Source organism: Tranquillimonas rosea (genome assembly GCF_900111315.1).
In the GTDB taxonomy this organism is placed as follows: Bacteria; Pseudomonadota; Alphaproteobacteria; order Rhodobacterales; family Rhodobacteraceae; genus Tranquillimonas; species Tranquillimonas rosea.
Window position 1 is genome coordinate 333,130 of record NZ_FOGU01000005.1, and the last position, 19,807, is coordinate 352,936.

The 19,807-nt window shown below is 68.7% G+C and carries 18 protein-coding genes; 15 read left to right on the top strand and 3 right to left on the bottom strand.

Annotated elements, in window-relative coordinates:
- Positions 1–186: 186 nt before the first annotated feature.
- From BMZ25_RS10840 to BMZ25_RS10875, 8 genes are all read left to right on the top strand, one after another.
- On the top strand, positions 187–1,620 hold the full coding sequence (locus BMZ25_RS10840; RefSeq protein WP_092693412.1) for an NAD(P)-dependent oxidoreductase: 1,434 nt from the start codon (positions 187–189) through the stop codon (positions 1,618–1,620).
- 130 nt (positions 1,621–1,750) lie between these two features.
- The gene (gltB, locus tag BMZ25_RS10845) at positions 1,751–6,289 is read left to right on the top strand and encodes a glutamate synthase large subunit (protein WP_092693415.1); all 4,539 of its coding nucleotides are present in this window, start codon (positions 1,751–1,753) and stop codon (positions 6,287–6,289) included.
- Positions 6,290–6,461: 172 nt separating this feature from the next.
- A complete protein-coding gene (mtgA, locus tag BMZ25_RS10850; protein WP_092693417.1) occupies positions 6,462–7,184 on the top strand; it encodes a monofunctional biosynthetic peptidoglycan transglycosylase in 723 nt (240 codons plus the stop codon).
- Between the two features lie 60 nt (positions 7,185–7,244).
- Positions 7,245–7,910, top strand: a complete 666-nt coding sequence (gene fzlA / locus BMZ25_RS10855; RefSeq protein WP_092693419.1) for an FtsZ-binding protein FzlA — start codon at positions 7,245–7,247, stop codon at positions 7,908–7,910.
- 88 nt (positions 7,911–7,998) lie between these two features.
- Positions 7,999–9,039, top strand: a complete 1,041-nt coding sequence (gene queG, locus BMZ25_RS10860; RefSeq protein ID WP_092693421.1) for a tRNA epoxyqueuosine(34) reductase QueG — start codon at positions 7,999–8,001, stop codon at positions 9,037–9,039.
- The gene (locus tag BMZ25_RS10865; RefSeq protein WP_092693423.1) at positions 9,036–10,043 is read left to right on the top strand and encodes an App1 family protein; all 1,008 of its coding nucleotides are present in this window, start codon (positions 9,036–9,038) and stop codon (positions 10,041–10,043) included. The genes queG and BMZ25_RS10865 overlap by 4 nt, the downstream gene beginning before the upstream one ends.
- Positions 10,044–10,079: 36 nt before the next feature.
- Positions 10,080–11,009: a DMT family transporter gene (locus tag BMZ25_RS10870; protein ID WP_092693426.1), complete on the top strand. Its 930-nt coding sequence runs from the start codon at positions 10,080–10,082 to the stop codon at positions 11,007–11,009.
- Between the two features lie 82 nt (positions 11,010–11,091).
- Positions 11,092–11,277: a hypothetical protein gene (locus tag BMZ25_RS10875; protein WP_092693428.1), complete on the top strand. Its 186-nt coding sequence runs from the start codon at positions 11,092–11,094 to the stop codon at positions 11,275–11,277.
- Positions 11,278–11,296: 19 nt separating this feature from the next.
- Here BMZ25_RS10875 and BMZ25_RS10880 read toward each other — a convergent pair whose 3' ends face one another.
- A complete protein-coding gene (locus tag BMZ25_RS10880; protein ID WP_092693430.1) occupies positions 11,297–12,166 on the bottom strand; it encodes a branched-chain amino acid aminotransferase in 870 nt (289 codons plus the stop codon).
- Between the two features lie 156 nt (positions 12,167–12,322).
- Here BMZ25_RS10880 and BMZ25_RS10885 point away from each other — a divergent pair, with 156 nt between their 5' ends.
- The 7 genes from BMZ25_RS10885 to BMZ25_RS10915 all read left to right on the top strand — a co-directional run bounded on the left by BMZ25_RS10885 (position 12,323) and on the right by BMZ25_RS10915 (position 18,440).
- Positions 12,323–12,835: a MarR family winged helix-turn-helix transcriptional regulator gene (locus tag BMZ25_RS10885; RefSeq protein ID WP_092693432.1), complete on the top strand. Its 513-nt coding sequence runs from the start codon at positions 12,323–12,325 to the stop codon at positions 12,833–12,835.
- Entirely contained in the window at positions 12,832–13,545 is a 714-nt protein-coding gene (locus BMZ25_RS10890; protein ID WP_092693434.1) for a response regulator, read from the top strand. Before BMZ25_RS10885 ends, BMZ25_RS10890 begins: the two co-directional genes overlap by 4 nt.
- Before the next feature lie 147 nt (positions 13,546–13,692).
- Positions 13,693–14,625, top strand: coding sequence for a histone deacetylase family protein (locus BMZ25_RS10895; protein ID WP_092693436.1), 933 nt, complete (start codon positions 13,693–13,695; stop codon positions 14,623–14,625).
- The gene (locus tag BMZ25_RS10900; protein ID WP_092693438.1) at positions 14,622–14,867 is read left to right on the top strand and encodes an exodeoxyribonuclease VII small subunit; all 246 of its coding nucleotides are present in this window, start codon (positions 14,622–14,624) and stop codon (positions 14,865–14,867) included. The genes BMZ25_RS10895 and BMZ25_RS10900 overlap by 4 nt, the downstream gene beginning before the upstream one ends.
- Entirely contained in the window at positions 14,864–15,736 is an 873-nt protein-coding gene (locus BMZ25_RS10905) for a polyprenyl synthetase family protein (RefSeq protein WP_408033434.1), read from the top strand. Before BMZ25_RS10900 ends, BMZ25_RS10905 begins: the two co-directional genes overlap by 4 nt.
- Before the next feature lie 78 nt (positions 15,737–15,814).
- Positions 15,815–17,740, top strand: a complete 1,926-nt coding sequence (dxs, locus tag BMZ25_RS10910; RefSeq protein ID WP_092693440.1) for a 1-deoxy-D-xylulose-5-phosphate synthase — start codon at positions 15,815–15,817, stop codon at positions 17,738–17,740.
- Positions 17,741–17,795: 55 nt separating this feature from the next.
- The gene (locus BMZ25_RS10915) at positions 17,796–18,440 is read left to right on the top strand and encodes an androgen-induced gene 1 family protein (protein WP_092693442.1); all 645 of its coding nucleotides are present in this window, start codon (positions 17,796–17,798) and stop codon (positions 18,438–18,440) included.
- 1 nt (position 18,441) lies between these two features.
- Here the strand turns inward: BMZ25_RS10915 and BMZ25_RS10920 are convergent, their stop codons facing one another.
- Positions 18,442–19,308, bottom strand: coding sequence for an SDR family oxidoreductase (locus BMZ25_RS10920; RefSeq protein WP_092693444.1), 867 nt, complete (start codon positions 19,306–19,308; stop codon positions 18,442–18,444).
- On the bottom strand, positions 19,305–19,727 hold the full coding sequence (locus BMZ25_RS10925; protein WP_092693446.1) for a DUF1810 domain-containing protein: 423 nt from the start codon (positions 19,725–19,727) through the stop codon (positions 19,305–19,307). Before BMZ25_RS10925 ends, BMZ25_RS10920 begins: the two co-directional genes overlap by 4 nt.
- Positions 19,728–19,807 lie beyond the last annotated feature (80 nt).

Consider the following 19,807-nt stretch of genomic DNA (forward strand, 5'->3'; position numbering starts at 1 on the left):
CCCTAGCGCCCGGATTTTGAATGAAAAGCACCTAATTGAGACCGGAACGGACCTAGTTTCGGGTGAAATATTCCAAATGCATGAGCGGTGTTTGAGGAAAATCGTCAACTAGGTCAGTAGTTGTGACTTTTATTTCGTCCCCAAGCCGGGTATTTGGGGGCCTCCGCCAGCTAGGGAGATCGGGACATGGCGTCTCAGAAGATGTTGAAGTTTGTCTCTGTCCCGCGCGAGATGCCGGACAAGAGGCCGCCGGATCTGCGCAACCGGGATTTCGACGAAATTTATGCCGAGTTCGCGGACGATCAGGCCGGTGACCAGGCCGGCCGTTGCAGCCAGTGCGGCGTGCCGTACTGCCAGACCCATTGTCCGTTGCACAACAACATCCCCGACTGGCTCAAGCTCACCGCCGAGGGCCGGCTGCAGGAGGCCTACGAGGTCAGCCAGCAGACCAACACCTTCCCCGAGATCTGCGGCCGCATCTGCCCGCAGGACCGCCTGTGCGAGGGCAACTGCGTGATCGAGCAGTCCGGCCACGGCACGGTGACGATCGGGCAGGTCGAGAAGTACATCACCGACACCGCCTGGGACGAGGGCTGGGTCAAGCCGATCCGCCCGTCGTTCGAGCGCTCGGAAAGCGTCGGCATCATCGGCGCCGGCCCCGGTGGGCTGGCGGCGGCCGACATGCTGCGCCGCGAGGGCGTGCAGGTCACTGTCTATGACCGATACGACCGCGCGGGCGGGCTGATGACCTACGGCATCCCCGGCTTCAAGCTGGAGAAGGATGTCGTGATGAAGCGGATCGACCAGCTCGAGGACGGAGGCGTGACCTTCCGCCTGAACTGCGACGTGGGCGTCGACATCTCGTTCGAGGAGCTGCGCGGCGCACATGATGCCGTGCTGATCGCCACCGGCGTCTACAAGACGCGCGACCTGCAGGCGCCCGGCGTCGGCGCGGCGGGCATCGTCCGCGCGATCGACTATCTCACGGCCTCGAACCGCAAGGGATTTGGCGACGACGTGCCGGAATACGAGTCGGGCGAGCTGAACGCCGAGGGCAAGAATGTCGTCGTCATCGGCGGCGGCGACACGGCGATGGACTGCGTGCGGACCGCCGTGCGGCAGGGCGCCAAGAGCGTGAAATGCCTGTATCGCCGCGACCGCCACAACATGCCCGGCAGCCAGCGCGAGGTCGCCAACGCCGAGGACGAGGGCGTCGAGTTCGTGTGGCTGTCCGCGCCCAAGGGCTTTACCGGCGATACCGTCGCGGGCGTGATGGTGCAGAAGATGCGCCTGGGCCAGCCCGACGCGACCGGCCGGCAGGTGCCCGAGCTGATCGATGGATCGGACTACACCGAGGATGCCGACCTGGTCATCAAGGCGCTGGGCTTCGAGCCCGAGGATCTGCCGAAGCTGTGGGGCGTCGACGGGCTGGAAGTGACCCGCTGGGGCACCGTGAAGGCCGATTTCCGCACCCACGAGACGAGCCTTCCCGGCGTCTATGCCTGCGGCGACATCCAGCGCGGTGCGAGCCTGGTGGTCTGGGCGATCCGCGACGGCCGCGAGGCCGCCGAGGCGATCATGGCGCAGATCGGCGAGCCGGCGCAGGTCGCCGCGGAGTGAGTCACATTACGTGCACAGGGTGTGCACAAAGGGAGCACAGGGCGGCATACGATTTGTGCCGCCCCAGTCACCGGAACCCGGCGGGTAGGACAGCATTACTGACCCGTCCGGTTAGCAAAGGATGACCGACATGACCAAGTACGACGCCGCCTGGGTCGCCGAAGAGGAAGCCAAGCGGGCCTACATGGCCGAACACGGGCTCTATAACCCCGAGGACGAACACGCGTCCTGCGGCGTGGGCTTTGTCGTCAGCATCGACGGGCAGCCGTCGCGCCGCGTCGTGCAGAACGGCATCGACGCGCTGAAGGCGATCTGGCACCGCGGCGCGGTCGACGCCGACGGCAAGACCGGCGACGGGGCGGGCATCCATGTCCAGATCCCCGCCAAGTTCTTCTACGACCAGATTAAACGCACCGGCCATGCGCCCTACGAGGATCAGCTGATGGCCGTGGGGCAGGTGTTCCTGCCGCGCACCGATTTCGGCGCGCAGGAGACCTGCCGCACGATCGTCGAGACCGAAGTGCTGAAGCTGGGCTACTATATCTATGGCTGGCGTCACGTCCCCGTCGACGTGACCTGCCTGGGCGAGAAGGCGAACGCGACCCGGCCCGAGATCGAGCAGATCCTGATCTCGAACTCGAAGGGTGTGGACGAGGAGACGTTCGAGCGTGAACTCTACGTCATCCGCCGCCGGATCGAGAAGGCCGCCGCCGCCGCAGGCGTGCAGCAGCTGTACCTGGCGTCGCTGTCCTGCCGGTCGATCATCTACAAGGGCATGATGCTGGCCGAGCAGGTGGCCGAGTTCTATCCCGATCTGAAGGACGAGCGGTTCGAGAGCGCCTTCGCGATCTATCACCAGCGCTATTCGACCAACACCTTCCCGCAATGGTGGCTGGCGCAGCCCTTCCGCATGCTGGCGCACAACGGCGAGATCAACACGCTCAAGGGCAACCTGAACTGGATGAAGAGCCACGAGATCCGCATGGCCTCGTCCGCGTTCGGTGACCTGGCGGACGACATCAAGCCGATCGTCGCCAGCGGCTCGTCGGATTCGGCCGCGCTGGACGCAGTGTTCGAGGTGCTGGTGCGCGCGGGCCGCAACGCGCCGATGGCCAAGACCATGCTGGTGCCGGAGTCCTGGTCGAAGCAGGCCGAGGAGCTGCCCGAGGCGTGGCGCGATATGTATTCCTACTGCAACTCGGTGATGGAACCGTGGGACGGCCCCGCCGCCCTGGCGATGACCGACGGACGCTGGGTCTGCGCCGGGCTCGACCGTAACGGCCTGCGGCCGATGCGGTACGTCGTGACGGGCGATGGCCTGGTGATCGCGGGGTCCGAGGCGGGCATGGTGCCCGTGGACGAGGCCACGGTCGTCGAGAAGGGCGCGCTGGGACCGGGGCAGATGCTGGCCATCGACATGAAGGAAGGCCAGCTGTTCCATGATGTCGAGATCAAGGACAAGTTGTCCGCCAGCCAGCCCTTCGGCGAGTGGGTTGGCAAGATCACCGAACTGGACGAAGCCCTGGCCGCCGTGAACGAGACGCCGATGTTCACGGGCGCCGAACTGCGCCGCCGCCAGATCGCCGCAGGTTACTCGGTGGAAGAGCTGGAACAGATCCTCGCGCCCATGGCCGAGGACGGCAAGGAGGCGATCGGTTCGATGGGCGACGACACGCCCTCGGCCGTGCTGTCCGAAAAGTACCGCCCGCTGAGCCATTTCTTCCGGCAGAACTTCAGCCAGGTGACGAACCCGCCGATCGACTCGCTGCGCGAGTTCCGGGTGATGTCGCTCAAGACCCGGTTCGGCAACCTCAAGAACGTGCTCGACGAATCCTCGGCGCAGACCGAGATCCTGGTGCTGGACAGTCCGTTCGTGGGCAACGCGCAGTTCGAGACGCTGGTCGAGAACTTCAACGCGCCGATGGTCGAGATCGACTGCACCTTCCCGGTGGGCGCCGGCCAGCGCGCGCTGATCGAGGGGCTGAAGCGCATCCGCTCGGAGGCGGAGGATGCCGTGCGCTCGGGCGCCGGGCACATCGTGCTGACGGATCATCAGCAGGGCGAGGACAAGATCGCCATGCCGATGATCCTGGCGACCTCGGCCGTCCATTCCTGGCTGACGCGCAAGGGACTGCGGACCTTCTGCAGCCTCAACGTGCGCTCGGCCGAGTGCATCGACCCGCATTATTTCGCGGTCCTGATCTCGTGCGGGGCGACGGTGGTGAACGCCTATCTCGCCGAGGACTCGCTGGCCGACCGGATCGAGCGGGGACTGTTGGACTGCTCGTTGACCGAGGCAGTCGCGCGGTTCCGCAAGGCGATCGACCTGGGTATCCTCAAGATCATGTCGAAGATGGGGATCTCGGTGATCTCGTCCTATCGCGGCGGCATCAACTTCGAATCCGTCGGCCTGAGCCGGGCGATGGTGGCCGAGTATTTCCCCGGCATGCCCAGCCGCATCTCGGGGATCGGTGTCATCGGCATCCAGCGCAAGCTGGAGGCGGTGCACAAGCAGGGCTTCCGCGGGGGGCAGGACGTGCTGCCGATCGGCGGCTTCTACAAGTACCGCCGCTCGGGCGAAAAGCACGCCTGGGAAGCGCAGTCGATGCACATGCTGCAGGCGGCGTGCAACAAGTCGTCCTACGAACTGTGGAAGCAGTACTCGGCCAAGATGCAGGCGAACCCGCCGATCCATCTGCGCGACCTGATGGACTTCAAGCCGATGAGCGAGGCCGTGCCGCTGGAAGAGGTCGAGAGCATCACCTCGATCCGCAAGCGCTTCGTCACGCCGGGGATGTCGCTGGGGGCGCTGTCGCCCGAGGCGCACAAGACCCTGAACGTCGCCATGAACCGGATCGGCGCCAAGTCGGACTCGGGCGAGGGCGGCGAGGATCCCAAGCACTTCCACCCCGAGCCGAACGGCGACAACCCGTCGGCCAAGATCAAGCAGGTCGCCTCTGGCCGGTTCGGCGTGACGGCCGAGTACCTGAACCAGTGCGAAGAGCTGGAGATCAAGGTCGCCCAGGGCGCCAAGCCGGGCGAGGGCGGGCAGCTGCCGGGGATGAAGGTGACCGAGCTGATCGCGAAGCTCCGCCACTCGACGCCGGGGGTGACGCTGATCTCGCCGCCGCCGCACCACGACATCTACTCGATCGAGGACCTCGCGCAGCTGATCTACGACCTCAAGCAGATCAACCCGCGCGCCAAGGTGACGGTCAAGCTGGTGGCGTCCTCGGGCGTCGGCACCATCGCGGCGGGCGTGGCGAAGGCGAAGGCCGACGTCATCCTGATCTCGGGGCATAACGGCGGCACGGGGGCGTCTCCGGCGACCTCGATCAAGTATGCCGGCCTGCCGTGGGAGATGGGCCTGACAGAGGCGCACCAGGTGCTGTCGATGAACAACCTGCGGTCGCGCGTGACGCTCAGGACCGATGGCGGCCTGCGCACCGGCCGCGACATCGTGATGGCGGCGATGCTGGGCGCGGAAGAGTTCGGCATCGGCACCGCCGCGCTGATCTCGATGGGCTGCATCATGGTTCGCCAGTGCCAGTCGAACACCTGCCCGGTGGGCGTCTGCACCCAGGACGAGAGCCTGCGGGACAAGTTCACAGGCAACGCCGACAAGGTGGTGAACCTGATCACCTTCTACGCCCAGGAAGTGCGCGAGATCCTCGCCCGGATCGGCGCGCGGTCGCTGGACGAGGTGATCGGCCGGGCCGACCTGCTGAGCCAGGTGAGCCGCGGCTCGGCGCATCTGGACGACCTGGACCTGAACCCGCTGCTGATCACCGTCGACGGCGCCGAGCGCACCCGCTACGACCGCGACCGCGGCAGGAACGAGGTGCTGGACACGCTGGATGCCGAGATCGTGCGCGACGCGCAGCGGTTCCTCGACGACGGCGAGAAGATGCAGCTGTCCTATGCCGTGCGGAACACCTACCGCACCATCGGCACGCGCACGTCGAGCCACATCGTCAAGCGCTTCGGCATGCGCAACAAGCTGCAGCCAGACCACCTGCACGTGAAGCTCACGGGCAGCGCCGGGCAGTCGCTGGGCGCGTTCCTGGCGCCGGGCGTCAAGCTGGAGGTCTCGGGCGATGCGAACGACTATGTCGCCAAGGGCCTGTCCGGCGGCACGGTCGTCGTCCGGCCGCCGATGGCGAGCCCGCTGGTGGCGTCCGAGAACACGATCATCGGCAACACCGTGCTGTACGGCGCGACCTTCGGCTATCTCTTCGCCGCCGGCCGCGCGGGCGAACGCTTCGCGGTCCGGAACTCGGGCGCGCATACGGTGGTCGAGGGCTGCGGCTCGAACGGGTGCGAGTACATGACCGGCGGCGTCGCCGTGATCCTGGGCTCGATCGGAGCGAATTTCGGCGCCGGGATGACCGGCGGGATGGCCTATCTCTATGACCCCGAGGGGCGCGCCAAGACGCTGATGAACGGCGAGACGCTGGTCGTCGGCCCGGTGACCGAGGCCTACTGGGAAGAAGAGCTGAAGGGCCTGATCGAGCGCCACCTCGCCGAAACCGGCAGCCGCAAGGCCGCCGACCTCCTGCAGCACTGGGACGTGGAGCTGGGCAATTTCCTGCAGATCGTCCCGACCGAGATGATCGGCAAGCTCGAGCATCCGATCGGCGACAGCAAGATCGCGGTCCCGGCGGAGTAACCCGCCGCTGCCGGCGCGCCACACGACAGCATTGCGCCCGGCGGTCCCCGCCGGGCGTTTTTCGTTGCGCCACCGAAGCCCCTGAGGGGGGTGTTGCCGCGACGCGCCGTTTCGCGCATCTGCCGCAAGGGAGCGCTTTTGCGGCGGCGCGGCGGCCTGTAGATTGCGGCACATGCCGAAACGGTCGACCAAATCCGACGCGCGGACGCCGCGCCGCCGCCTGCAACCCCTGCGCGTGCTGCGCCGCTGGGCGCTGCGCGGCGTGCTGGGCGCGGTGGCGATCCTGACCCTGTGGATCCTCGCCTATGTCGTCATCAATCCGCCGACGACGCCCTATATGGCGGCCGAGTCGCGCCGGCTGGGCGGCATCGACCACGAATGGGTGCCGATGTCGGGGATCGCGCCGGTGATGGCGCGCGCCGCCGTTGCCGCCGAGGATGCCGATTACTGCCTGCACTGGGGATTCGACATGGGCGCGATCCGCGCCGCGCTGGAAGAGGGCGCGAACCGGGGCGCCTCGACCATCAGCCAGCAGACCGTGAAGAACGTGTTTCTCTGGCAGGGGCGGAGCTGGCCGCGCAAGGCGCTGGAGGCGCTGATCACCCCGGCGGTCGAAGCGGTGTGGTCCAAGCGACGTATCCTCGAGGTCTATCTGAACGTCGCCGAGTTCGGCGAGGGCGTGTTCGGCATCGACGCCGCCGCGCATGACGCTTTCGGCGTTACCCCCGATCAACTGACGGCGGCGCAGGCCGCCGCGCTGGCCGCCGTCCTGCCGAACCCCAAGGAGCGGTCCGCCGCGCAACCCAGCGGCTTCCTGCGTGAGCGCGCCGCCTCGATCCGCAGCGGCGCGGCCACGATCGCCGCCGACGGGCGCGACGACTGCTTCGAGAGTTGAATTAGAGAGCCCGACGCGTCATGCAGGGCGCGATATCCCACATACCGGCCGCCATTGCACATGATCCGTCTGTTTCACGTTCCCCTGTCCCCGTTCTGCCGAAAGGTGCGTCTGAGCCTCGCCGAGAAGCGGCTGGAGGTCGAGCTTGTCGAGGAGCGCTACTGGGAGCAGGACGGCGACTTTCTGCGCCGCAATCCCGCCGGCAAGGTGCCGGTGCTGAAGATGAACGGCATGACGATGGCCGAGTCGAACGCAATCTGCGAATACGTCGAGGAGATGCACCCCGAGCCGCCGCTGCTGCCGGCGACGCCCGAGGGCCGCTACGAGACGCGGCGGCTGGTGGCGTGGTTCGACGACAAGTTCCACACCGAAGTGACGTCGAAACTGCTCTACGAGCGGGTGAACAAGAAGGTCATGGGTCTCGGCACGCCGAATTCGTCGAACGTCAAGGCCGGCGCCAAGGCGATCAAGTTCCACCTGGACTACATGGGGTGGCTGCTGGACCAGCGGCGCTGGCTGGCGGGCGACCAGATGACGCTGGCGGATTTCACCGCCGCGGCGCATTTCTCGTGCCTCGACTACATCAGCGATGTGGACTGGAACCGCAGCGAGCAGGTCAAGGACTGGTACGCCAAGATCAAGTCGCGGCCGGCGTTCCGCTCTCTTCTGGCCGACCACATCCCGAGCTTCGTGCCGCCGCCGCATTACGCCGACCTGGATTTCTGACGCGGGGGCCGAGGGGGCTGTCCGCCCCCTCTTGGGCTGACGCCCAATTCACCCCCGAGGATACTTGAGGACAGAAGAAGGAGGCCGTGTGAGCGCCGACCTGAAAGCGCGGCTCGACGCCGAGGCCCGGCAGGCCGGGTTCGCGGCGATGGGCGTGACCACGCCCGATGCCGTCCCCCAGGCCGCGGGGCGGCTGGAGGCGTTCGTCGGGGCGGGACGACACGGGCAGATGCAGTGGATGGCCGAGCGGATGGGCTGGCGTGGCGACCCGGCGGCGCTGTGGCCCGCGGCGCGGTCGGTGGTGATGCTGGCCGAGTCCTATACCCCCGAGCGCGATCCGCTGGCGGTGCTCGGCCAGCGCGAGCGGGGCGCGGTCAGTGTCTATGCCCAGGGCAAGGATTACCACGACCTCGTGAAGAAGCGGCTGAAGCGGGTGGGCCGCTGGCTGCTGGAGCAGTGCCCGGAGGCGGAGATCAAGGTCTTCGTCGATACCGCGCCGGTGATGGAGAAGCCGCTCGCACAGGCCGCCGGTCTGGGCTGGCAGGGCAAGCATACCAACCTGCTGGGCCGGGGCATTGGCAACTGGGTGTTCCTCGGCGCGATCTTCACCACCGTGGAGCTGCCGCCGGACCCGGCGGAGGGGGAGCATTGCGGCTCGTGCACGCGGTGCCTGGACGTGTGCCCGACGGATGCGTTTCCGGCCCCGTTCCAGCTCGATGCGCGGCGCTGCATCTCGTACCTGACGATCGAGCATCGCGGGCCGGTGGACGAGGCATTGCGCGGCAAGATGGGAAACCGGATCTACGGCTGCGACGATTGCCTTGCGGTCTGCCCCTGGAACAAGTTCGCAGCCGAGGCCCGCGAGACCCGCTATGCCGCGCGCGACGACCTGCGCGCGCCGCCGCTGGAAGAGCTGGCCGCGCTGGACGATGCGGGGTTCCGGGCGCGGTTCTCTGGCTCTCCGATCAAGCGGATCGGGCGCGACCGCATGGTGCGCAACGTGCTCTACGCGATCGGCAATTCCGGCGCGGCGCGGCTGCGGCCCGTGGCCCAGGGGCTGACCGGGGATGCCGATCCGGCGGTGGCGGACGCGGCGCGCTGGGCGGCGCTGCGGCTGGAGGCGGCATGAGACGGCCGGCGCTGAAGGCCGCGCTGGCGGTGGAGCGGGTGTTCGAGCGGCTGTTTCCGAACCGCGCGCCGGGGGAGGTTCCGGTGCTTGAGGCCTATCGGGGCTTTGCCACGCCCGAGAAGCTGGTGCTGCGGGGGCGGGTGCTGACGGCGCTCCGCCGCACCTCGCCCGCGCCGGAGGCGAGTCGCTGGCGCAACCTGCGGCAGATGGTGTCGCTGTTCCTGACCGACGAGGTGCGCCATGTCGCGGCCGAGGCGCGGGGGGTCCGGGCCGAGAGCGACGACGAGGGCTATCTCTGGATGGAGGTGCCGCGCGAGGACGTCTCGCCGGGCTGGGTCTCGGTCGAGGTGCGGCTGCCGGCGCATCCCGAGGTCGCCGCGCCGTTCCCGGTGCGCGTGCCGGACCCGGCGGCGCGGCTGGGCGTGATTTCCGACATCGACGACACGATGATGGAGACCGGCGCCTATTCCATCGCCCGCAACCTGTGGACCACCTTCACCGGCTCGGCGCTGACTCGGCGGGTCTTTCCCGACGCGGTGGTGCTGATGGATTACCTGAGCGACCACGGCCGCAACCCGGTCTATTACGTCAGCTCGTCGCCGTGGAACCTGCATGCCTTCCTCGAGAAGGTGTTCGCGCGGGCGGGGCTGCAGCGCGGGCCGATGTTCCTGCGCGACCTGGGCCTCAGCGAGGGCGGCTTCTTCGCCTCGGGGCACGGCGACCACAAGGGATCGGCGATCGACCGGATCATGGCGGCGAACCCGGACCTGCCCTTCGTGCTGATCGGGGATACCGGGCAGAAGGACGCGGAGGTCTATCTGCAGGCCTGCCTGCGCCATGGCGGGCGGATCGCGGGGGTGATCCTGCGCGAGCCGGGGCCGGGGCCCGACGACCGCAGCCGCGCGGCGATCGCCGAGATCCGCCGGCTGGGCGTGCGGGTCGCCCACGGGCGGGACTTTGCCACGGTGCCCGACACGCTGGCGGCTGCCGGGCTAAGGGTGTAAGCCGGCCGCGTACCTGCCCTTTTCCCCGGAGTAACGATGCGGCCCGGTCTCGCCATCGCCCTGAAACTCGTCTCTGTCACGCTGTTCGTGGGGATGCAGGCCATCGTCAAGGCCGCCTCGGAGGTCGTGCCGGCGGGGCAGGCGGTGTTCTTCCGCTCGTTCTTTGCGATCCCGGTGATCCTGGTCTGGCTGGCGGCGACGGGCCATCTGCGGACGGGGCTCAAGACGGCCTATCCGGTGGGGCACGCCTGGCGCGGCACGGTGGGGTCGATGGCGATGGGGCTGATGTTCGCGGGGCTGGCCTACCTGCCGCTGGCCGAGGTGCAGGCGATCAACTATGCCGCGCCGCTCCTGGTGGTGGTCTTTGCCGCGCTGTTCCTGGGCGAGCGGCTGCGCTGGTTCCGGATCACGGCGGTGGCGATGGGGCTGACCGGGGTGCTGATCGTGCTGTCGGGGCGGCTGACCATGCTGGACGAGGGCGAGGCTGGCGCCCGCGCCGCCCTCGGGGCGATGCTGGTGCTTGGATCGGCCACCTGCGCGGCGCTGGCGCAGATCCAGATCCGCCGCATGGTGTCGAGCGGCGAGACGATCTCGTCCGTGGTGTTCTGGTTCTCGGTCACCGCCAGCGTGCTGTCGCTGGTGAGCGCGCCGTTCTTTCCGTGGACCTATCCCGGTGTGGGGATGACCACGCTTCTGGTCGTGGCTGGGCTTATCGGCGGGGTGGGGCAGATCTGCCTGACCTCGGCCTACCGGTATGGCGACGCCTCGCTGGTGGCGCCGATCGACTATGCCTCGATCATCCTGGCGGTGGCAATCGGCTATGTCGTGTTCGCCGAACTGCCGACGCCCCGGATGTATGCAGGCGTTGCGCTGGTGGTGGCGGCCGGTGGCCTCATCATCTGGCGCGAGCGCAAGCTGGGGATCGAGCGGGGCCGGGCGCGGCGCGGCATGACTCCGCCGGGCTGAGCGCCGGGCCGACTCGAGGTGAAACCGTGGCCCGCCTGTGGTAGTTTCCGGGACACATCCAGGACAACCACAGGAGGACACGATGCACCGCCACATCCTCGACAAGAACCGCCCGTCCGACAGCGTCCGGCACGCGCGCTACCTCGACCTGGAGCGCCGTCTGCGTATGCATGGCCCGCACCGGGCCATCGACATCCTGCGCCGCCAGCCCAAGGAGCGCGGTCCGGGCCGGGCCAAGGCCTATATGGCGATCGAGCGGTTCGCCTGACGGGCTCGGGTGCGGCGCCTCAGCGCCGCACGAGCTCCTCGTAGCTCTTCGCGATGTCGCGGGCCATCTCGCCGACCTCGAAGCTGTAGTCGCCGATCTGCCCGACCGGTGTGACCTCGGCCGCCGTGCCGGTGAGCCAGCACTGCTCGAAGCCCTCGAGCTCTTCGGGCATGATGTGGCGCTCGTGCACGGCGATGCCGCGCTCCTTCAGCATGCCGATCACCGTCTGCCGGGTGATTCCGTTCAGGAAGCAATCCGGCAGCGGGGTGTGCACCTCTCCGTCCTTGACGAAGAAGATGTTCGCGCCGGTCGCCTCGGCCACGTAGCCGCGATAGTCGAACATCAGCGCGTCGCCGCAGCCTTTCGCCTCGGCGGAGTGCTTGGACATTGTGCAGATCATGTAGAGACCCGCGGCCTTGGCGGCCGACGGGATCGTCTCGGGCGAGGGGCGTTTCCACTTGGAGATGTCGAGCTTGGCGCCCTTCATCTTGGCATCGCCGTAATAGGCGCCCCATTCCCAAGCCGCGACGGCCATCCGCACCGGGTTGCGCGCAGAGGCGACGCCCATGTCCTCACCCGCGCCGCGCCAGGCGACGGCGCGCACATAGGCGTCGGAGAATCCATTCGCCTCGAGCACCTGCTGCTTGGCGGTTTCGATCTCGTCGACGGAATAGGGGATCTCGAAGTCGATCATCTCGGCCGAGCCGCGCAGGCGTTCTGAGTGCTTGCGCGATTCGAAAATGCGGCCGCCATAGGCGCGCTCGCCCTCGAATACCGAGGAGGCATAGTGCAGCGCATGGGTCAGGATGTGCACGTTCGCATCGCGCCACTCGACCAACTGGCCGTCCATCCAGATTTTCCCGTCGCGGTCGTCGTAAGCGCCAGCCATCCTCGGCCTCCGTCCTGAATTTGCAGAAGTTGCGTACAATACGTCCGGATCGGACATAAAGTTACGCCAAAACCGAAATGCGGCTAACACTCGCCTGTTGGAATGTCAATAAAGCTGACATAAAGTCGCTCAAAACGTGAGCAGAACGGAGACGGCATGGCCGAGAACGGCAGAGTCGGTGGTCCGGGGGGCGAAAGCCTGCTGTTCCTGACCGACGCACAGCTGCGCAAGGGGATCGAGGCGATGTTCTTCGCCTATCGCGGCTTTACCGCCGATCCCGACCGGATCCTCGCCGAGCACGGCTATGGCCGCGCGCATCACCGTGCGATCCATTTCATCCATCGCGAGCCGGGCAGCACGGTGAACAACCTGTTGACGATCCTGGGCGTCACCAAGCAATCGCTGAACCGGGTGCTGCGGACGATGATGGCCGACGGTCTGGTCGAGGCGCGGGTCGGGCGGCGCGACCGGCGCGAGCGGCATCTCTACCTGACCGAGGCCGGCGCGGCGCTGGAGCGGGAACTGGCCGAGGTGCAGGGCCGGCGGATGCGCGCCGCCTATCGGGCCGCCGGGCCCGAGGCGGTGGCCGGGTTCCGCGCGGTGCTTGAGCAGATGATGGATCCCGAACTGCGCCGGCTGTTCCGTCGGATCGAGGAGGATATCGAATGAGCGAGGGCGCCGAGGCGCATCTGCTGATCGTGGACGACGACGCGCGCATCCGCGAGCTTCTCAAGCGGTTCCTGCAGCGGCAGGGTTTCTACGTGTCGGCGGCCAAGGACGCGGCGCATGCGCGGCGGCTTCTGGCGGGGTTGGACTTCGACATGATCGTGCTGGACGTGATGATGCCGGGCGAGGACGGCATCGCCTTTACCACCGCCCTGCGCGAGACGCTGGACGTCCCGATCCTGTTGCTTACGGCGAAGGGCGAGACCGGCGACCGGATCAACGGGCTCGAGGCCGGGGCGGACGATTACCTGTCGAAACCCTTCGAGCCGAAGGAGCTGCTGCTGCGGATCAACGCGATCCTGCGGCGCGTGCCGCATCCCGCGCAGTCGGTGGGACCGAAGATGCTGCATCTGGGCGGCGTGCGCTACGACGTGGAGAACGGCGAGATGTGGAACGGCGAGGCCCCCGTGCGGCTGACGGCGACGGAATCGATGCTGATGAAGATCTTCTCGGCCCGGCCGGGCGAGGTGGTCGGCCGGGCGCAGCTGGTCGAGGACCTGGGCCGCGGCGGCGGCCCGGACGGCGGCGGTGCGCAGGAGCGCGCGGTCGACGTGCAGATCACCCGCCTGCGCCGCAAGATCGAGGCCGATCCGAAACAGCCCCGCTACCTGCAGACGGTGCGGGGCGCGGGCTACATGCTGGTCTGCGACTGATCCGGCGGCGCCGCGCGGGCGCGCGGCATGCGATCTTTCGCCGGCCCCGCCTGCGGCGGGCCCGGTGTCGCCTTCGGCGAGGATATTTCCGGGACCAAAGAGTCGCCGGTTTGCGCTGCCCCGTCCGGGCGCGGTAGCGTCGCGGCCATGACGCTGTATTTCTCGCACGACGAATGCCTGTCGCATCTCACGCCCTATGGCCATCCCGAACGGTCGGACCGCCTGCGGGCGATCGCCTGGGCGTTGTCGGACGAGGCGTTTGCCGATCTCGACCAGAGGGACGCGCCGCTGGGCGAGGACGCGGAGATCCTGCGCTGTCACCCCCCGGCCTATCTCGACCGGATCGCCGGGGCGGTGCCGGTGTCGGGGCGGCGCCAGCTCGACGCGGACACCACGCTGTCGCCGGGATCGCTGAAGGCGGCGCGGCGCGGCGTGGGCGGCTGCGTGGCGGCGGTCGACGCGGTGCTGTCGGGCGAGGCGGTCAACGCCTTCGTCGGCTGCCGGCCGCCGGGCCACCATGCCGAGCGGGAGACGGCGATGGGGTTCTGCCTGTTCGGCAATGCCGCGATCGCGGCGAAGCGGGCGCTCGACCATCACGGGCTGGACCGGGTGGCCGTGGTGGATTTCGATGTGCATCACGGCAACGGCACACAGGATCTGCTGTGGGACGAGCGCCGGGCGATGTTCGCCTCGACCCACCAGATGCCACTCTATCCCGGCACCGGGGCGGCGTCGGAACGCGGCGCGCACGGGCAGATCGTGAACGTGCCGCTGGCGCCGGGCAGCGGCGGCGCGGAGATGCGCGCGGCCTACGACGAGCACGTGCTGCCGGCCCTGCGCGCCTTCGCGCCGGAGCTGATCGTGATCTCGGCAGGGTTCGACGCCGCGGCGGACGATCCGTTGGCGGAACTGCAGTGGGAGACCGCCGATTTCACCTGGGTGACGCGGGCGCTCTGCGGCGTGGCACGAGAAGTCTGCGAGGGGCGCGTGGTCTCGACACTGGAGGGCGGCTATGATCTTTCGTCGCTGGGCGCGGGGGTCGCGGCCCATCTTGCGGTACTGATGGAAGAGGCGCGATGAGCGAGGAGACACCGGTCGAGGAGATGTCCTTCGAGGAAGCGATGCGGGCGCTGGAGGCGGTCGTGGCGCAGCTCGAGTCGGGCGAGGTCGAGCTGGAGAAGTCGATCCAGCTCTACGAGCGGGGCGCGGCGCTGAAGGCGCGCTGCGAGACCAAGCTCAAGGAGGCGGAGGAGAAGGTGGCCGCGATCACGCTCGACGAGGGCGGCCGTCCCGCCGGGACGACGCCGCTCGACCCGTCGTGAGCTTCGAGGACCGGCTGGGCGCCGTGGCGTCCGCCGTCGGCGTGCGGCTGGAATCGGCGCTGGCGGACTATGGCGACCTGGACGTGGCGCAGGCGATGCGGTGGGCCACGAAGGGCGGCAAGCGCCTGCGCGGCTTCCTGGTGATCGAGGGCGCGATCCTTCACGACGTGCCCGAGCGGCACGCGATCGAGGTCGCGGCGGCGATCGAGGCGGTGCATGCCTATTCGCTGGTGCACGACGACCTGCCCTGCATGGACGACGACGCGCTGCGCCGGGGTCAGCCCACGGTGCATATCCGCTGGGACGAGGCGACCGCGGTTCTGGCGGGCGACGCCCTGCAGACCCTCGCGTTCGAACTGTTGACCGACCCGGCCTGCCATCCGGATGGGGCCGTGCGAGCGGACCTCGCCCTGTCGCTGGCGCGGGCCGCGGGGGCCGGTGGCATGGTCCGGGGGCAGGCCCTGGATATCGCCGCCGAGCGGGCCGATACACCGCTGACGCTGGAGGGCACGCGCGCGCTGCAGGCGGGCAAGACCGGCGCCCTGATCGGCTGGGCGGCTGAGGCGGGGCCGCGCCTCGCCGCGTCGGACATCGGACCGCTGTCTGATTATGCCCGCGCGCTGGGACTGGCGTTCCAGATCGCCGATGACGTGCTCGACATCGAGGGCGACGCGGCCGTGGCCGGCAAGGCGGTGGGCAAGGACGCGGCGGCGGGCAAGTCGACCTTCGTGGCGCATCTGGGGCTGGACGGCGCCAAGGCCGAGGCCGACCGGCTGGTGCAGGAGGCCTGCGACGCGCTTGCCCCCTATGGTGATCGCGCGGATGTGCTGCGCGACTGCGCGGCCTATGTCGTGGCCCGCGACCGGTAGAGTGGACGCGGCGTTGCGGGGCCCTAATGCTTTCGCTATTGGCCTGTGACGCTTAGGTGACGGCGCGGGAGGCCGTGAATGACCGACAGACCCGAGACCCCGCTGCTGGATCGTATTTCCAGCCCCGCCGACCTGAGGCGGCTCAGCGATGGCGAACTGCGCCGTCTTGCAGGAGAGTTGCGCACCGAGACGATCTCGGCCGTCAGCCAGACCGGTGGACATCTGGGCGCGGGGCTGGGCGTGGTCGAGCTGACCGTGGCGCTGCACGCGGTGTTCGACACGCCGAAGGACCGGCTGATCTGGGATGTCAGCCATCAGTGCTATCCGCACAAGATCCTGACCGGACGGCGCGACCGCATCCGCACCCTGCGCCAGAAGGACGGCCTGTCGGGCTTTACCAAGCGCAGCGAGAGCGATTTCGACCCGTTCGGCGCCGCCCACTCGTCAACCTCGATCAGCGCGGCGCTCGGTTTTGCGACGGCGCGGGATCTTGGCGCGACGCCCGAGCCGGCCCTGGGCGATGCGATCGCGGTGATCGGCGACGGCGCGTTGTCGGCGGGCATGGCCTACGAGGCGATGAACAATGCCGGGCATCTCGGCAAGCGGCTGATCGTGATCCTGAACGACAACGAGATGTCCATCGCGCCGCCGGTCGGGGCGATGTCGTCCTATCTCAGCCGGCTCTATGCCGGGGCGCCGTTCCAGGAGTTCAAGTCGATGGCGAAGGGCGCCGTCAGCTTCCTGCCGCCGCCGTTCCAGGAGGGCGCGCGCCGCGCCAAGGACCTGCTCAAGCACATGACCGTCGGCGGCACGCTGTTCGAGGCGCTAGGGTTCTCCTATGTCGGGCCGATCGATGGGCACGACATGGATCAGCTGCTGCCGGTCCTGCGCACGGTCAAGGACCGCGCCCACGGGCCGATTCTGATTCACGCCATTACGCGCAAGGGCAAGGGCTACGCCCCGGCGGAAGAGGCCGCCGACCGCGGGCACGGGGTGTCGAAGTTCGATGTCGTCACCGGCGAGCAGAAGAAGGCCGCCTCGAACGCGCCGTCCTATACAAAGGTGTTCGCCCGGTCGCTCCTGCAGGAGGCGGCGGACGACGACCGCATCTGCGCGGTGACCGCCGCGATGCCGGATGGCACCGGGCTGGACCTGTTCGCCGAGCGCTATCCCTCGCGCTGCTTCGACGTCGGCATCGCCGAACAGCATGGGGTGACCTTCTGCGCGGGCCTCGCGGCCGGCGGGATGAAGCCCTTCGCGGCGATCTACTCGACCTTCCTTCAGCGCGGCTACGACCAGGTGGTGCACGACGTGGCGATCCAGCGGCTGCCGGTGCGCTTCGCCATCGACCGCGCCGGGCTTGTGGGCGCCGACGGGGCCACCCATGCCGGCGCCTTCGACGTGGCCTACCTGTCGAACCTTCCGGGCTTCACCGTGATGGCCGCCGCCGACGAGGCGGAGCTCGCCCACATGGTGGCCACGGCGGCCGCCCATGACGACGGCCCGATTGCCTTCCGCTTTCCCCGGGGCGAGGGCGCGGGCGTCGAGATGCCCGAGCGCGGCGTGCCGCTCGAGATCGGCAAGGGCCGGATCATCTCCGAAGGCCGCGACGTGGCGATCCTGTCCTTCGGCGCGCGTCTCTCCGAGGTGCGGCGCGCCGAAGAGGCGCTCGGCGCGCGGGGCATCCGCCCGACCGTCGCCGACGCGCGCTTCGCCAAGCCGCTCGACCGCGAGATGATCCTCGACCTCGCCGCCCGGCACGAGGCACTGATCACGATCGAGGAAGGCGCCGTGGGCGGATTCGGCAGCCACGTGGCGCAGCTCTTGGCCGAGGAGGGCGTGTTCGACACCGGCCTCCGGTTCCGCTCGATGGTGCTGCCCGACACCTTCATCGACCAGGCGAGCCCCCAGGACATGTACGCCGTGGCCCGGCTCAACGCCGAGGACATCGAGGACAAGGTCATGTCGGTGCTGGAAAGCGGCGTGCGGGACAAGCGGGCGTGAGGCTTCTTCTGCCGACAAATATCCCCGCCGGAGGCGCGCCCCGAAAGGGCGCAGTGTGACGCCGGCCGCCTCGCGACGCGCCGCGTTCCGGGGCGCGGCGTTCGCGCTTGCCCTCGGCTATTGGCTCTACCAGTTCCCCGCGGCGCCCGACACCTTCGGCGGGCAGTTCCGCTTTCTCACGATCTGGGCGCTGACCGGTAGCGTGCTCTCCTTCGCCGCGACCCTGCGGCTGTCCCTCGGCGGCGGGCGCGCGCCCGCCACGCTCGTCGCGGTCGCGGCGGTGGTGAACGCGCTCGTCGTGCTGCTCTACTGGCGGCTCTACTTCACCGATCCGGCACTGGTGAACGGCGGCAACGCCATCGATCCCTGGCAGGAATACTACCTGCACTTCGCCGGGCCGCTTCTGCAGTGGATCGACGCGCTGGTGCTACTGGGCGCGTTCCGGCGTCCGGGGCGGATCGCGGTCGTCCTGGCGGCGGTGATCGTCGCCTATCTTGGCTGGTCCGAGTGGATCGTCGCCCCGCTCAGCGACCGGCCGGTGGGACGTGTCACGACCGGGCTGCCCTATCCGTTCCTCAACGACATGGCGGCGGCGGAGCGGATCGTCTTCTACGCTAAAGCCAGCCTGACGGCGCTCATCTTCGTCGGCGCCGGCTGGGGGCTGACGCGGCTCGGCGCGCATCTGGTGCGGGCCGGTTAGGTTATCCGGTCTCGTCACCAACCAGCGCCGCCAGCCCGTCGCGATAGCCGGGATAGAGCAGCCGGACGCCCAGCTCTTCCTTCACCCGGTCGTTCCGCACGCGCTTGGATTCGGCGTAGAAGCTGCGCGCCATCGCCGACATCTCGGCCTCTTCGATCGGCACCTCGGGAGGGCGCTCGACGCCGAGCAGGTCGGCGGCATGCGCGATCACGTCCTGCGGCGGGGCGGGATCGTCGTCGCAGACGTTGTAGATCGCGCCCGGATTGGGCTGCTCGATCGAGGCGTGCAGCACCTGGGCGATGTCGTCCACGTGGATCCGGCTGAACACCTGGCCCTCTTTCACGATGCGCCGGGCCGTGCCCTTGCGCACCTTCGAGAACGGCCCGCGTCCGGGGCCGTAGATGCCGGCCAGCCGGAAGATGTGCAGCGGCAGGCTCGTCTCGGCGGCGAGACCCTGCCACTGCGCCTCGGCCACGACGCGGTGATGGCCGCGCAGGGTTGTAGGGGCCAGCGCGGTGGTCTCGTCCACCCAGCCGCCCTTGTGGTCTCCGTAGACACCCGTGGTCGACAGGTAGCCGACCCAGTCGAGATGCGGCGCGGCCTTGCCGATCGCCTCGGCGCATTCGGCCAGGACAGGGTCGCCGTCCTCGTCGGGGCCGGCCGAGATCAGCAGGTGCGTGGCCTCCGCGAGCGCGGCCGAGATGTCGGTCCCCGGCCAGACGAGGGGCTGGATGCCGGTCGCCGCCAGCCGCTCGGCCTTCTCGTCGCTGCGGGTCGTGCCGGTGATCGACCAGCCGAGCGGCAGGAGGCGCCGGGCGAGCGCCTGCGCCGAATAGCCGTGGCCGAAGGACAGAAGCGTGCCGCTCATCCCAGGCGCTCTTCGGTATGGGGGCACCGTTCACCGTCGTAGAAGCTGTCGAGGACGCGGGTGAACGGTCCGGGGGCGGGGGCCGTCCGCTCGAACAGGGTGGCGGACGACCGCAGCTTGAGCGCATCGGTGTCGCCCAGGATGTCCTGGATCGGCGTGTCGGCGTGGTTCAGGAGCAGGCGGGTCGCCTCGTCCAGCCGCGACCCGAGAACCGGGTGGCGGGCATAGGCTTCGGCCTCGTCGCGGTCCGAGATGCCGAAGAAGCGCGCGGTCTCCGAGCGGCCGAGGCCGCGCAGTTGCGGAAAAACGAACCACATCCAATGGCTCGTCTTGCGGCCGGACGAAAGCTCGCGGCGCACGTCGTCCCAGACGGGATCCTGCGCACGGACGAAACGGTCGAGATCGGTGTCGTCAGTCATGTGCGACAGGGTAGGGCGTGGGCACCGGGACGGAAAGGCCGTCCGCGTCCGATCACGTGCCGGAGGGCGCCGAACCCCGC

What these genes read in the sequence shown, in the direction of transcription:
- BMZ25_RS10925 (WP_092693446.1), bottom strand. Translation starts at nt 19,727, where the DNA reads ATGACTGACGACACCGATCTCGACCGTTTCGTCCGTGCGCAGGATCCC.
- BMZ25_RS10840 (WP_092693412.1), top strand. Translation starts at nt 187, where the DNA reads ATGGCGTCTCAGAAGATGTTGAAGTTTGTCTCTGTCCCGCGCGAGATG.
- BMZ25_RS10900 (WP_092693438.1), top strand. Translation starts at nt 14,622, where the DNA reads ATGAGCGAGGAGACACCGGTCGAGGAGATGTCCTTCGAGGAAGCGATG.
- BMZ25_RS10875 (WP_092693428.1), top strand. Translation starts at nt 11,092, where the DNA reads ATGCACCGCCACATCCTCGACAAGAACCGCCCGTCCGACAGCGTCCGG.
- dxs (WP_092693440.1), top strand. Translation starts at nt 15,815, where the DNA reads ATGACCGACAGACCCGAGACCCCGCTGCTGGATCGTATTTCCAGCCCC.
- BMZ25_RS10895 (WP_092693436.1), top strand. Translation starts at nt 13,693, where the DNA reads ATGACGCTGTATTTCTCGCACGACGAATGCCTGTCGCATCTCACGCCC.
- BMZ25_RS10865 (WP_092693423.1), top strand. Translation starts at nt 9,036, where the DNA reads ATGAGACGGCCGGCGCTGAAGGCCGCGCTGGCGGTGGAGCGGGTGTTC.
- BMZ25_RS10880 (WP_092693430.1), bottom strand. Translation starts at nt 12,166, where the DNA reads ATGGCTGGCGCTTACGACGACCGCGACGGGAAAATCTGGATGGACGGC.
- gltB (WP_092693415.1), top strand. Translation starts at nt 1,751, where the DNA reads ATGACCAAGTACGACGCCGCCTGGGTCGCCGAAGAGGAAGCCAAGCGG.
- BMZ25_RS10885 (WP_092693432.1), top strand. Translation starts at nt 12,323, where the DNA reads ATGGCCGAGAACGGCAGAGTCGGTGGTCCGGGGGGCGAAAGCCTGCTG.
- BMZ25_RS10890 (WP_092693434.1), top strand. Translation starts at nt 12,832, where the DNA reads ATGAGCGAGGGCGCCGAGGCGCATCTGCTGATCGTGGACGACGACGCG.
- mtgA (WP_092693417.1), top strand. Translation starts at nt 6,462, where the DNA reads ATGCCGAAACGGTCGACCAAATCCGACGCGCGGACGCCGCGCCGCCGC.
- BMZ25_RS10870 (WP_092693426.1), top strand. Translation starts at nt 10,080, where the DNA reads ATGCGGCCCGGTCTCGCCATCGCCCTGAAACTCGTCTCTGTCACGCTG.
- BMZ25_RS10920 (WP_092693444.1), bottom strand. Translation starts at nt 19,308, where the DNA reads ATGAGCGGCACGCTTCTGTCCTTCGGCCACGGCTATTCGGCGCAGGCG.
- fzlA (WP_092693419.1), top strand. Translation starts at nt 7,245, where the DNA reads ATGATCCGTCTGTTTCACGTTCCCCTGTCCCCGTTCTGCCGAAAGGTG.